Annotated in this window: 11 protein-coding genes; 7 read left to right on the top strand and 4 right to left on the bottom strand. The window is 39.4% G+C overall.

Features of this window, described 5'->3' with window-relative positions:
• Positions 1-8 precede the first annotated feature (8 nt).
• From MTF66_RS13205 to MTF66_RS13195, 3 genes are all read left to right on the top strand, one after another.
• Positions 9-416: a DP-EP family protein gene (locus MTF66_RS13205; protein ID WP_248527420.1), complete on the top strand. Its 408-nt coding sequence runs from the start codon at positions 9-11 to the stop codon at positions 414-416.
• Positions 417-563: 147 nt separating this feature from the next.
• Complete coding sequence (locus tag MTF66_RS13200) at positions 564-1544, top strand: diguanylate cyclase (RefSeq protein ID WP_248527419.1); 981 nt, start codon at positions 564-566, stop codon at positions 1542-1544.
• A gap of 137 nt (positions 1545-1681) precedes the next feature.
• Positions 1682-4201 (top strand): TonB-dependent siderophore receptor, encoded by a 2520-nt coding sequence (locus MTF66_RS13195; RefSeq protein ID WP_248527418.1) that lies wholly within the window; start codon positions 1682-1684, stop codon positions 4199-4201.
• A gap of 62 nt (positions 4202-4263) precedes the next feature.
• On the opposite strand, the gene MTF66_RS13190 is transcribed toward MTF66_RS13195, so the two are convergent.
• The gene (locus MTF66_RS13190) at positions 4264-5145 is read right to left on the bottom strand and encodes an intradiol ring-cleavage dioxygenase (RefSeq protein WP_248527417.1); all 882 of its coding nucleotides are present in this window, start codon (positions 5143-5145) and stop codon (positions 4264-4266) included.
• 231 nt (positions 5146-5376) lie between these two features.
• Between MTF66_RS13190 and MTF66_RS13185 the strand changes: the two genes are divergently transcribed.
• From MTF66_RS13185 to MTF66_RS13175, 3 genes are read left to right on the top strand one after another with little or no spacing between them, the layout of a single operon-like run.
• Positions 5377-6894, top strand: a complete 1518-nt coding sequence (locus MTF66_RS13185; RefSeq protein ID WP_248527416.1) for an ATP-binding protein — start codon at positions 5377-5379, stop codon at positions 6892-6894.
• Between the two features lies 1 nt (position 6895).
• Positions 6896-7591, top strand: coding sequence for a response regulator (locus tag MTF66_RS13180; protein ID WP_062565069.1), 696 nt, complete (start codon positions 6896-6898; stop codon positions 7589-7591).
• A 59-nt stretch (positions 7592-7650) separates the two neighbouring features.
• Positions 7651-8199 carry a hypothetical protein gene (locus MTF66_RS13175; protein ID WP_248527415.1) on the top strand — a complete coding sequence of 183 codons (549 nt, stop codon included), beginning with the start codon at positions 7651-7653 and terminating at the stop codon, positions 8197-8199.
• Here MTF66_RS13175 and MTF66_RS13170 read toward each other — a convergent pair.
• The 3 genes from MTF66_RS13170 to MTF66_RS13160 form a co-directional block, all read right to left on the bottom strand.
• Positions 8196-9101 (bottom strand): lipopolysaccharide assembly protein LapB, encoded by a 906-nt coding sequence (locus MTF66_RS13170; protein WP_248527414.1) that lies wholly within the window; start codon positions 9099-9101, stop codon positions 8196-8198. The genes MTF66_RS13175 and MTF66_RS13170 overlap by 4 nt on opposite strands.
• A gap of 67 nt (positions 9102-9168) precedes the next feature.
• A complete protein-coding gene (locus MTF66_RS13165; protein WP_248527413.1) occupies positions 9169-9906 on the bottom strand; it encodes a hypothetical protein in 738 nt (245 codons plus the stop codon).
• A 155-nt stretch (positions 9907-10061) separates the two neighbouring features.
• The gene (locus MTF66_RS13160; RefSeq protein ID WP_248527412.1) at positions 10062-11414 is read right to left on the bottom strand and encodes a magnesium transporter; all 1353 of its coding nucleotides are present in this window, start codon (positions 11412-11414) and stop codon (positions 10062-10064) included.
• Positions 11415-11676: 262 nt separating this feature from the next.
• Here MTF66_RS13160 and MTF66_RS13155 point away from each other — a divergent pair, with 262 nt between their 5' ends.
• Positions 11677-14433: a cadherin-like domain-containing protein gene (locus MTF66_RS13155; protein WP_248527411.1), complete on the top strand. Its 2757-nt coding sequence runs from the start codon at positions 11677-11679 to the stop codon at positions 14431-14433.
• Positions 14434-14651 lie beyond the last annotated feature (218 nt).

Raw genomic sequence — 14651 nt, 5'->3', positions numbered from 1 at the left:
GAAAATTAATGTCTAATTATAAAGTATCACCTCAAATCGATGTTGTAGTTATCGCAACTTTTAATCCAGAAACAGAAAGCTACACGTTTTCCTACTATGATGACAATGGAAATCAAACTGATGGAGATGTAACTGTCACTGTTCAGAACACATTGGTCAACTACAAACTAACAGATAAAAATGAAGAGTTAATTTTTAACGATCCAGAACTATCACCACTTAATGCTCTTGGAGAAGAAATCATTGATGGAAACCTGGATGATATAACAGTTAGTATTTCAAACGATAAGAAGACTGTTACAGTTATCGACGCAGATCTAACAAATGAACAAATTGCAGTTCACCTTGTTGTTTCAAGTGAAAAAGGACAATTCGTTAGTAGTGATCCTAGGATTACAAATAAAGGTGAAAACTAAAAAACATACAAAAGGCTCCACCAAGGAGCCTTTTTCATTTCAAAAACAACAACTTAAAACCAGAAGGTTACCGGAAGGTTAATTTGCACTTTTTTAAGTAACTTTATAGACACCAAAATCGTTTGCATCGGCAAAAAGGAAACGAACGTGTCTACTAATAAAAATGAACAACCAAGCACTAATAAATCAGAAGCGAAAAGCGCACTTGCGCAGTCTATAAATTCAGAGCAACTTGCACTGATTGCCCAAATGTTTCAGAACATTCCTGAGGGAGTGTTTATCATTAATGGCCAAGGCACGTTTGAATTTGCAAACCCGATGGCGGCTCAGCTTTTAGGTGACAACCAAGAAGCGTTAATCGGGCAAAACATTTTACATTACCTACACGACACCGACCGTGATAAATACATGTATACCCTACTCAGTTGGTTAGACCATAAAGACTCGCCGATAAGCCTTGGGCCAAACGAAGTTAAAATAAACCGTGCCGACAGTAAAACCCTTGAGGCGGATTTATGTATATCTAGCCTGCCAAAAAACATTGCCGTTGCAGAAAATTTATTTATATGTGTATTACATGATTTATCATCACACAAAGAACAATATAACCGTTTAATTAAACAGGCTACTACTGACCATTTAACTGGCCTTGCAAATAGATTAACCCTTGAAGAGTCATTAAAAGAGCACTGGCAAGAAAGCGTACAAACTAATCAAGCTATTAGCACTATATTAATCGACATTGATTACTTTAAATTATTCAATGACCGATTTGGTCATGTAAAAGGCGATAAATGCTTACAAAAAGTAGCAAGTATAATCGCAGAATCACTCCCTTCTCGCGATTGTTTAGCAGCCCGTTATGGTGGAGAAGAATTCGCCATTATATTACCCCGCTGCCAAAAAGACACGGCCGCCGCTATTGCTAAACATATTCAAATAAAAGTAAATAACATGCCATTTACTGACATAGGTTTACCGAGTGATTTTAGAATAAGTGTAAGCCAAGGAATTGCTTGCGAATTTAATAATCAATATCGTACTTCAGAGGCATTAATTTGCGCTGCAGATACTGCTTTATACCGAGCAAAAACAGAGGGCAGAAATAAAATCAGTATTAGCGCATAATAAAAGTTAATTTAATGTAAATTCAGTGAGCTAAATAGCTTGTTTAGATAATCATATAGTATACTTTTATGTTATTTGTTTGTTCCTTTTTTATTGATAAACTGCGAAGCGAAATCAACGTTAGATGGGATCCAACAATGACAATTTTTAAAAAAGTACCTTTGCAACTCGCAATTGCAAGTACGCTAGCTACATCAGTGACTGCAATCGCTGCTGAGCAAACAACTGACAACACCGTTCAAGATGTTGAAGTTATTTCTGTTACAGGTACTCGCCGTAGCCTTCGTAGCATTTCTGAAAGTACCGTGCCTGTCGATTTATTAACAAGTCGCGATCTATCAAGTACAGGCCAGCTTGATATGAGCCAAGTATTGGCATCACAATTACCAAGCTTTAACTACCCGAGTGCCACAATTGCTGATGGCACTGACCACGCGAAACCGGCTGTTTTACGTGGCCTTGCTCCGGATCACACATTAGTGCTGATTAATGGTAAACGCCGCCATGCCGGTGCATTATTAAACTTAAATGGTACGGTTGGCCGCGGTTCAACGGCAGTAGATCTAAATAATATACCTACTTCTGCAATTAAACGTGTTGAAATTCTACGTGATGGCGCTGCAGCTCAATATGGTTCTGACGCGATTGCCGGTGTGATCAATATTGTATTAAAAGATGCCGATGAAGGCGGTAGCGTGAGCTACACATACGGTGAATACGACACACAAATGGCAGGCTCTCCTCAGCTACTAAACACCACAACGGATAGCGAAGGCAACTTAAGCTTTGAAACTGGCAGCGACCGTGAAGTAAACGACGGAATTACGCGTACAGCAAGTGCTAATGCGGGCTTTGCACTTGGCGATAATGGCTTTATTAATGTGTCGATTGAGTCACGTAATAACGAGCCAACAAATCGCTCTGGCTTTGATGCACGTGAGCAATATAGCCGTGATGAGAATGGCGATTTAGATTCACGTGAGTTTGACTTTGACCGCTATAACCACCGCTTTGGTAAAGCCGATATCGAAGACTTCGCGCTTTTTTACAACCTAGGTTATGAGTTTGATAACTCGCTGTCGCTTTACTCATTTGCAAGTTACTCAAACCGTAAAGGTAACTCAGGTGGTTTTTATCGTCGCGCTAAAGATTCTCGTAACTTAACTGAAGTGTACCCTGACGGTTTCTTACCGCAAATTGATACCGATGTTGATGACTACTCATTTGCAATTGGCTTAAATGGCGAAACTAATGATTGGGCTTGGGATGTAAGCACCAATTATGGTCGCAACGATTTTGGCATTGGCGTAAGTAACAGCTTAAATACCTCGATGGGTGTTAGCAGCCCAACAGAGTTTGATGATGGCTCGCTTGTTTATGAACAATACTTAGTGAACATGGATGCAAGCAACACACTAGATTTAGGTTTACCTGATGATGTGTTTGTTACGATTGGTGCTGAGTATCGTCACGAAAACTACCAAATTAAAGCAGGTGAAACAGCATCTTACCTAACTGTATTAGATGACGATGGCAACCCAGTTGCTGCCGGTGGCGCGCAAGTGTTACCTGGCTTCTCACCAGAAAGTGTAACCGATAAAAGCCGTCATAATATTGCGGTATTTGCAGAGTTTGATACTTACCTAACTACAGATTGGAACCTTGTTTTAGCAGGTCGTTTTGAAGATTACAGTGATTTTGGTAGTACCTTTACCTCTAAACTTGCTTCGCGCTACAGCATTAATGAGTCGCTGTCGCTACGTGGTGCAATTAGCACAGGTTTTAGAGCGCCTTCACTGGCCCAAACATCTTATAAATCAGTAAGCACTGTTTTTGAAAATGGTGTGCCAAGTGAAGTGGGGTTATTCCCTGTTGATGAGCCAGCAGCGCAAGCACTGGGAGCTCGTGATTTAGACGCTGAAGAATCAGTTAATATGACGGCGGGTTTCATCTTTACGCAAGGCGGCTTTAGCTTAACCCTTGATGCGTATCGCATTGAAATTGACGACCGTATCGTATTATCTGAAAACTTAAGCGGCCCAGAAGTTGAAGCTATTTTAGCCGAAGCGGGCGAAGTAAATACGCAGCGCGTTCGTTACTTTACTAATGCCATTGATTCACGTACGCAAGGTGTTGATATTGTTGCGACCTACTCATTAGGTTTAGAAAGCTATGGTGATTTACGCTTAAGTGCAGCAGTTAACTTTAACGACACCGAAGTGACACATGTTAAAGAAAACCCAGCAGAGCTAGAAGCCCTTGGTGATAGCTACGAGTATTTCTCTCGTCGTGAAATCACACGCTTTGAAAAAGGCACACCAGCCGATAAATGGAACCTATCTGCAACATGGGATTATGAAAACTTCCAAACTACATTACGAGCAACTCGTTATGGTGAAGTAGTTGATACATCAAGTACTCCTGATGGAGATGAAGTACTTGATGCTAAATGGATTGCTGACTTAGAAGTGGCTTACCGCCCTGATGAGCAGTGGAAGTTCGCATTAGGTGCCAACAACCTGTTTGATCAGTACCCTCAAGATACTGTAAGCAACATTGGTTTTAGTAATTTTAATCAAATTTTCCCTTATAGTGGCTTTGCGCCATACAGCTTAGATGGCCGTTTTATTTACGGTAACATCACTTATAGCTTCTAAAAAATAGGGCGTGAAAGCAGTAATTGCTAACACGCCCTAACCTACAATGATGAGTGAATAAATTAACTAATTTGAATAGTGTGATACGCCAATAAAGTGCCATCACTATTTTGTGCTGTGTTTAAAATAAACTGCTCATAATCACTACCAAACACGTTGTCGTTGCTAGCAAGGGTTGTATCTTGTTCACCACGTGATTTGTAATCGCTATGAGTGGTACAAATTTCTTTTGCAAACGCATCAGTAAAACAGAACTGGCTAATTACATAGTCGTTATTGTTGTTTGCTACTTTAAAGTGAATATGAATAGTACGACCTGCATACCAACCTGGGAAATGCGTTTTAAAGTTCACACGACCACTGCTATCTGTGATCAATGAACCACGATACCAGGTACTTGCCTCAGCTTCGGCATCGTCACCAGTACAGAAATCACCCGCAAAACGTGAGCTATCAGAACTACTGCTAGTGTCGCCCGAATAAATACCGCTGGTATCACAGTGCCAAACCGAGATTTCGTAATTTGCTAATGGGTTACAGTCGCTATCAATTAACTGTAAGCACAGCATCATAGGTAAACCCGTTAGGCCATCAGAGATGTCTTCGTCTGAATCAGCTTGGAAGTAACACGGGCCTTCGGTTGTTGCTTGAGTCAGAGCTAACACACATGCGGTTGATGTTTCAAAAATGCTGTCATCAGGGAAGTCATCGGTAATAAGTGCTGTTGTGCCCGATACATAATCACTGTCGTTCGTGGTTGTTGTATCATCTGTATCAGTGCTGGTGTCTGTATCTGTTGATGTATCGGTGTCTGATGTTGTATCGGTGGACGATACTGTATCTGAGTTACAGCCTAAAAATGCCAACATAGGCACAGCAGCAACTGAAACACCTAATGTTTTAAGCATTTTTCTACGAGTATAAAGTTCAGGTTTTAAAGTCATCTTGTGCCCCTTCGCTAACATGAGTAATTAACGTCGAGTATAAAGAACAAATGTAGAGACTTTGTGTAGAAAAAGTGGTGCTTTTATAGAGTGACTAGGATGCACATGCCAAAAAATAGACATTTATAGTATATTCATTTCTGGCTATTACATTTTACTATTACATCTATGAAGTTAATTCACAAACTCTTAATTACCAATCTTATCATTACGCTACTACTGGTGCTGACCATGTTTGGTCTAAATGCAATTTCCAATAAGCGTATGCTCAATAATGTGTTTGAAGATATAGATAACGAAGCATTTAACCGAATAGCCACTGAAATTAGCCTGCAGTATCAGCAAACGGGTTCGATTGGGATGTTTATCGATTCTAAAGCCCTGTGGTATGAGCTAATCAACCGTAATTTTCATTCAAGCCGTTTATTGTTTTCGCCCAATAGCCCAAAACCAGGAGAGCCCGGCCCTTTTCCATTAAATGGGCCTCCTGAAAAGCATATGCAAAATGAGCCGATGCCACCCCCTGATGATTTTGGGGTACCACCATCGTTCGACCAACCACCTGAATTTGACCCATCAAAAGAGTTTAAAGAGCCTGCAAACTTTGCTGACATGCATGAACCGCCACCCCGTAATAAACCCATGCCTGATGACTTTATGCCCTTTGAAAAACGCCTAAGTTTGCTTGATGAAAAGGGCGAAATATTGATTGCAGGCAATACCGAAACAGAGGTCGTAAACGAACAAGAAATTACCCACAATGGCGAGGTTGTTGCGGTGCTTCAGCTGCATGCTAACCGCAATCATGTTAGTGCGCTAACTCAGCATTACCTTAATACACAAATTAATATCAGTTTATGGACAGCAGGGATTGGTTTATTAATTGCGTTATTGTTTAGTTACTTACTCGCACGTCATTTTACTAACCCTATTTCGCAGCTAAAAAAAGGCGCGAAAGCCCTTGCAGAGCGAGAGTTTGAGACCAAAATAACCGTCAACAGTAGTGATGAATTTGCGACCTTAGCGGATGATTTTAATCGTATTGCTACAGAGCTCAGACGTTTTGAATCGCAGCAAAGCCAATGGCTCATGGATATTTCTCATGAGCTACGCACGCCTTTAACTATTTTAGAGGGTGAATTAGAGGCTATTAACGATGGCATTATCGAACCAAACCAAAAGGCAATAAACTCACTACAAGAAGAAGTGGCGCTGTTAAGCCGACTTGTGAACGACTTACATAAAGTCAGCTCACTTGACAGACACAGCTTTAACTATCATATGGAAACCATTGATTTTAATGCCTTGGTGGCCCTACAAGCGCATAAGTATGCGTTTAAATTTCAATCCAAAAACATCACGCTTAATGCCACCTTACCAGAGCAAACAGTGATGGTTTTAGCCGACCAAAATCGTATTACACAAGTTCTACAAAACATTTTAGAAAATAATTTACGCTATACCGATGAACAGCAAAAAGTCTGGTTAGATTTAACCGTGTCTAACCATCATGTATTTTTATCGATAGAAGATTCAGGCCCCGGTGTTCCTGATGAGGCTCTTGAAAAACTATTTGATCGTTTATATCGCACCGATAGCTCTCGTAACAGAAAAACTGGCGGTTTTGGCTTAGGCTTGGCGATTTGCCAAACAATTGTTGAAGCCCACCTGGGAAAAATAAATGCAACTAAAAGCCGTTTAGGCGGTCTGTGTATAACGTTAAAACTCCCGCTTGCAGAGGCGCAATAATATGTCAGAAACCTTAGCTAAACAGCATATTCTCGTTATTGAAGACGAAGTTAAAATTGCCGAATTAATAGAAAAGTATTTATATCTTGAAGGGTTTAAAACAAGCCTAATTCACGATGGCAACTGCGCACTGGATGCTGTTAATGAGCTAAACCCTGATTTGATTATTCTCGATATCATGCTGCCAGGCACTAACGGAATCGAGTTGTGTAGCAAGATAAGACAATTCAGTGATGTGCCTATTATTATGCTTACGGCACGGGTTGAAGAAATTGATCACTTAATTGGTTTTGATGTTGGGGCCGATGACTATGTTACTAAACCATTCAAACCAAAAGAGTTAATGGCGCGTGTGAAAGCTATTTTAAAACGACGCCGAATGCCAAGTAGCAAACCTAGTACATTCAAAGCAGGCAATATTATTGTTGATCCGAGCGAATACAAAGTACTGGTAAAAAATGAAGAACTGAAACTAACAATTAATGAATTTAGCTTGTTAAAAATATTAATTGCCTCACCTAATAAGGTTTTTTCACGCCAAGATTTACTAACTATGACCCAAGGGAAGTACTTTGAGAGCTACGAGCGCAGTATTGATTCGCACATTAAAAACTTGCGTAAAAAGCTGACTCAAGCCGATCCTGATAGTCATTACATTGAGTCAATTTATGGTGTGGGATATAAATTTAAAATTTAAACAACCTTTTTCACACTTGCGACGACTAACTAAATAACATAACCCATTAGGACATCATTATGAATTTAGTACGTATTAGCGTAAGTGCACTCTTAATCACGGCCACTACTGCTTGTATTGGCCTCTCTAATGCCAGCACAACAAACAACCAGGGTGATTATCGCGTTATCACTTTTAAAGACTGTAAAAAGGTAAGCGAAAGTCCCCTCAATAACGAGCAAATTGCAGCATACCTAGAGCTTGAGCGTGAACAAGTAAAACTTGAAGCACTTGAGCAACCAATTAATGACATAGAGCTACAAGTTACTGAGTACTCTGAGCAAATAGAAGCAATCACCGAAGAAGCAGTTGTTGAAGACGAGAACCACTTGCAAATTAATAAAAGTTTATTAAAAGAGCAAGATAAGTTGGCTAAAGAACTCAATAAACTTATGGCTGCTCATGATGCCGATTTTAAAGCTCTGGAACAGCAAGCAAAATTAATTGAACATGCCGCTAAGCAGTTTGATAAAACTATGAAGCCTTTGATGGAACAAGGTGAGTCAACCCATATACAAATTTTAGCGCCGGGTGAAGACGAAAAACCAGGGTGTTTTTACACTATCTAAAGCACGTTACCTAGGTGTGCATAAAGTTTCGCATGTGATTGCCGAATGTCTTCTTTATGCACTTGCTTAAACCATTTTAATGCTTGATCTTGCTTTCCTGCTTGCCAATTGATTTCAGCAAGACGTAACTTATAAATAGCAATCACATGTCTATCTGAATCTGTATCCATGTACTTAAGAGACTGTACATAAACTTCATCGGCTTGCTCATAATTTGCCAGAAGTTGGTGGGTACGCGCTAAATTACCTAAAGCAACAGAGATTTTGCGGTTATGGTTGGTTTTTAAAATCCAATCAGCGGCGGTTTTTCGATTTGCAAGTGCACCGTCTATATCACCTAATGAGTGATAAACATTTGCTTTATTCGAAGCCAGTTCAAAGTGGAAAATGGGATCTTTGCTTTTGCCAAAGCGTCGCTCTGCCCTATCAAGAATTTGCAATGCCGTTTCTTTGTTGCCAAACACGTATTGTAGATTAGCCAATTCAACCATACGCATAGGGTTACCAAAGGAGTCGAAGATTGCTTGCAGTTTTTCAAATGCTTTTGTGGCATATTTACGACCAGTTTCAAAGTCGCCTAAATAATGCATTGATTTGGCGTAATAAAAGTAAACTTGCACCTGAAATACAACAGGTAACTCTTCACTGGTAATGAAAGGCTCAGTGCTATCTTTCAAGATTTGATATTCCATTTTGTCGTAGAAATAATCAAACTGATAAGATTTAATCTCATACCAACGCGCAGAGCCAAGCTCACTGCTTGCTAGCTGTTGATTAATGTAATCTAAGCAACTAATTTGTGATTGTTTCTCACAAAACATCTCATGATCACTAAAATTTTCAGAGGCATTGGCATTAAGGCTCGATAATCCTAACAATAACAAGGCTAACTTTTTCTTCATGCACTATTTTCTCAGCGATAACTCACTCAGAAAACTAACAAAATTTAACAGCTTATAACAGTAATTTTTAATTAAATTGATAAGTGTAACCCAGCACTAAATTTTGATCTGAGCCGTAATCGCTGTCTTCTGTTGCACCAAATAGTTTAAAACTTTGTTGTTTATCAAATTGATAACTTGCACCAATAGCGGCGAAATAACCTGAATAATCGTTAGAACCTACCGAATACGCTGCTGCAGTCATTAATGTCCATTTTTCGGATAATGGTTTTAGAGCAAACGCGCCCAAGTAACCACCATCACTACTATTTGGAATGAGAACCCAACCCTCAGGTCCAGGAATTTCTGTTGTTAAACACGCACCTTGCCCTGCTAAACAAGCAATGTCACCATCAACATGGCTATAACCACCCATAGCGAAAATTTGCCAACCATAGGGCGCAATATCAAAGTAACTCAGTGGCATAAAAGTGCCAATACTGTAGGTTGTGCGCTCAGCTCCTTGATCATAACTTTGCTTACCAAAGTTAAAATTAACAATGCCAATATCAAATAGCCACGAGCCACCAACACGCCATTCATCACCATTGGCACTCACACTAGCATTAAGCTTTTTTACTGCTCCCAAACTTAGCGAACCGGTGATCCTTAATTCATCTGAATAACTTGCGCCAAACTGAGTGACGACCTTGGTGGGATCTTCACTCAGTTTAGTTTGTTCACCCGAAGCGCTTTGTGCTGCTGATGCACTAAACACTGACATTACCGATAAAGCAGCGAGTACTCCTTTTTTACCTAATACCATATTAACGTCCTTTTAGTTTGACTGAGTCACAATTCATAATAACTGTGTATTAGGTAAATAAAAGTGTTTATTTTATGTTCTTTTGAAAGTTATCACTAGAGGGGATTAATTTTGTAAAAGCTGGCTAAACACTACTTTAGCCAGCATCCGATCCCTTAAAGAAGGAGTAAACTACCTAAACCTAGGAAGGTAACAAAACCAACGATGTCGGTGACTGTGGTCAGGATCACAGAACCTGAAAGGGCTGGATCGATTTTAAGCTTATCTAAAATCGATGGGATCACTACCCCTGATAACGAAGCAGCAACCAAGTTAAGTAAAATAGCGATAGTAATTGTTAAACTTAACATGCCATCGTTGAACCAAAAATAAGTGAGTACACCAATCACAAAGGCCCAAACACAGCCATTTAACGCTCCTACTCTTAGCTCTTTTTTCAGCAATGCTCTACGGTTGGAGTCGGTAACCTGACCAAGCGCTAAACCGCGCACAATAACCGTTAACGTCTGACTACCTGCAATACCACCCATAGAAGCGACAACCGGCATTAATACCGCCAGCGCAACCACTTGCTCAATAGTTGCACCAAACAAACCAATAAACCAAGAGGCCAAAAACGCCGTTGCTAGATTAATACCAAGCCAAATACCGCGGTTTTTTGCTGACTTAGTGACGCTTGAGAACAGATCCTCGTCTTCACGTAGACCACCGGCTTTTGCAGCGGCTTCGTCGGTGACTTCTTGACGCAATTCATAAGCTGATGACACTGATAACCGGCCTAATAGTTTGTTGTCGGCATTAACAACTGGCATTGCCATTTGTTCACTGTGAATAACCACTTCGGCCGCCTCGTATAGGTCGTCATCAGCATGTAAAGCCGATACATCTAGGTTCGCGTAATCCAGCAGGCTGTCGTTATCATTGGCTTTAAATAAAGCATTGATAGCCACTTCACCAATGAGAGTGCCCTTACGGCTGACTAGATAAATCACCTCGGTATATTGCGGTAAACCTTTTTGAAAAATTTTACGAGCCCCGGCCACGGTGAGTTTTTCTGACACTTTTAGCGCATCAAAATCGAGCCAGTGACCTAACTGCTCTGGATTATATTGCTGTGCAAGGTCGTACTGCTTTGTTTGAACTTCATCAAGTTGTTTGCGTGCATAATCAACAAAGCGCTCAGGAATAATTTCTTCAAGTTCAAGTAACTCTTCTACGCTCACTTCATCAAGTAGCTTAAAGCCTTCGGCTTCTTCTAAGCTTTGTAATAACCAGCGACAGCTATCACCACCTAAGTTAATGAAGATTTCATGTTGTGTATCTTCATCGAGTAATTGCCAAATCTCTAGACGCTGTTCTTTAGGTAAGGCTTCAAATAATAACGATAAATGCTCAGTAGAAAGCTTTTCTTTAGCATCAGCAAGTAACTTATTTTTACGTGTTGTGGTGTCACACTGAAGCAAGTCATCAATTAACTGGGGAAGTTGGTCAACAGGATACTCAATCATTTGAGACCTCGGTTAATTACATCAATAACAATAGTCTAACGCAGCTCTGAAAAAATAACTGCTCTGAAAAGGTATATTTTTTTGCAACATGCCACTTACCGTCCACTGCAAGAGTTAGTTATTTAAAGCACGACCCAGGCTAGGATCACTGCAATTGCACAAAAACGAATAATCAAATGAAATTAAGATCTATTATCATTCGTATTATAATGATATTATTCCACCTCTTTAAAATTATTTAATAATAAATACGAGTATAGGAATGAGGAAAAAAATAAAGTATTTACCACTTGTAATTGCATTTGCACTCACTGGATGCGGTGGTTCAGATAGTAATAATGCACCTGAGTTCACAAGTAACTTAACGTTCACTTTAGATGAAGATTCATCTATTTCAGGCCAAGTTGTGGCAACAGATGATGATGCTGTTAGCTATACCCTCGGCTCAGCAGCAAGTAACGGATTATTTGCTTTAAATGCTGATGGTACATTTACCTATACCCCAAAAGAAAATTTTGCAGGCCAAGACACGGTTACCGTTACCGCCACTGATGGCAACTTAAGTACTGATGCAGTACTTACTTTTACGGTTAACAACGTTAACGATGCGCCAACGCTTACGAGCCAGTCAATCACAGTAACCACCTCAACAACAACTGAAGGTTCATTAACTTTTAATGATGCCGACGGTGACACTGTAACTGTCTCTTTAGTAACGCCTCCTACCAACGGTACCCTTAATTTAGATGAACAAACGGGGGCATTTACATTTACCGCAGAAACGCTGTCAGAAATTAACGATAGTTTTGTTATTGAATTTACCGATGGCAATATTAGCTCGCCTATCAGCGCAACCATTGAATTAAAACCGTCGTATGTTACGAACGAAGATAAGCTCAATTATTACTACAGCTCTGATAAGTCTCATTTAAAACAAGCCCAAGCGATTAGTGAAAATATCAATGATGATATTTACATGGACGAAGTAAACACACAATTAGCAGTTGGTTATATTGCAGCAGGCTTTGAAGAACAAGCAGAACAAAACTTTTCTGCCATTAGTGCATTAGATAAACTCGCAAGAGCACACCGAGATGCTGGTGAAAAATTAGACTCACTATTTCTTTCAGATAGAGCTGCAGAGTACCGTGCAAAATCTGAAGCAGCATATAATCAATACGTTGCAGAAAAGGGTCTTGAGAACATTGACTTAAGCGACCCTAGTTTCTATTTAGGTCTAATAAATGATTACAATGAAGCTAAACAAGTTACACAAGCTAATGACTTATTAGATATTTTGAATCTTTACGCAAACACAGTCCGAGAAGAAGAGTACAACAAACCTTATGGCCGATTCTTAACACCTTTCAAAAATGCATCAGAAGCTGCAATTGAAGCCTACGTAGAGGATAGAACGGATTCAAATAGAGCTAATGCTTTACAAATTATTAGAGCCTATGGCGAATTATCAGTTAAAACTGGTTACGAGATTCAAAGAAGTGGCGCTTTTAAAGACCAGCGTGTAGAAAAGAGAAAGGCCTTAAACATCAGTTGGGCTACTGAGTTGCTTCTTTCAATCAACGAAGTGGAGCTTGCAAAAGACTATACAAATTTGGTCTTATCTTTATATGGTGTGACAGGTTTTGATGAAAATTATCCTTATGAGTCAAGCCCATACTCTGAGGCAACATTAAATACTTATACATACCCATTAGTCTCTTTATCAGCATCAATTAAAGCACTTTATGGAGTAAATGCAGAAAATAACCTAGCTTTTTCTTTACTTACAAGTGATAGAAATAAAACCAATGCTAGAGAATTTATGTTCGCTTATGAAATTGCAGACAATTTAACAGCTGGTTTCTCTATGGCAGATGCTGTTGCAACTGCAAAAGCTTATTTCCTAGAAGGTGAAGAGGTTGAAGCTAAAAGTTTTTATGATTCACTAGTGGGTGGCTCTTCAGCACCTGGTGCTGCAATGATTTTACAATCACGAGATGAAGATGAATTAGCAATTGAAGTACTAAATTATGCAGCGACAGTACTTTATTCAGAAGACTATATTTTAAATGAAAGAGTAGCTCAAATTGTTGGCTTCCAAGGCTGTGCAGCATTAGTACGTTTTGATTTATCTCTTAATGCAACTGAGCAAGCTAATCAGCATGCTAATGAGTGTTCAAACATTATTGATAACTACATTGCTAGCAATAACGGTAATTTTGAGACAACATCTAGCATTGCAGCTTATTCAAACCTCATAAATGTTTATGTAAACTTAAACAATTATGCTGCGATCCCTACCGTAGTTACAAAGCTTGATACTGAAATAAAATTGTTAGAAAGCAATGAATCCCAAATTGAATATCGTCTGAAAAATTTAGGGTATTTAATTGCTGCAGATCAGGTTGATACTGCACTTAGTTGGCTAGAAAGCTCACTAACTGAACTAGATACAGAAAAAGCTATTATGGAAATTGATGATTTCACTGATATGCTTGAAACTGTATTTAAAACAACAATTAACGATCAAGAATCAAGGACTGGCTTTTTTGCTCAAGACTCAGTTCTCACAGCACTTGCTAAACATCACACCAGTGATGAAGACTATGCGACTAACTATGCAAAAGTTATCTCGTTGGTTAAACAGTTCACAGATAAAGCGACTACATTTGTTAACCTGCAATCTGATAAAGTTGTACAAGATAACATGGAAACGCTCGTTTCTACTTATACTTTCTTAGATGAACCGGCATTAGTTCAGGAGTTAATCAACTCAACGCTAAATGGCGATGCTGACAAGCAAGCTCTATATACTTTGCAAGCAAATATTGTTGCGCGTAGAGATGACTTCCCTGCATCTTCGATCGCAAGTATCGATACGGACCACGATGGCAAACCCAACTTCTTCTTATCAGGCGCTTCAGAGCAAGCAATTGCCGACTCAGGCTTAATTGCTGATAACGATGCCGACAATGATGGTATTGAAGACAGTATCGATTTAACTCCTTTAGGGGAGTAGTACGTTCATATCACGGCGAGGCAGTTATGCCTCGCCCGTCAAGTTAAAAATCTCAAAAAATTCATAAAAATACAAACCAAAAGAATTTAATATTCCTTAAAAAGTTAAAAACCCAACAAATGCAATTGAGATCTATTTCTATTCGCATTTTTAATTGATACAATTACCCGCTCTTACCTTTGTGCAAAATATGCAACAAATTAAGCTATTTAATAAAG

This window comes from Pseudoalteromonas sp. 2CM39R (assembly GCF_023161845.1).
Note: the sequence above shows the minus strand (reverse complement) of the source record. Positions and strands in the feature narration are given on the sequence as shown.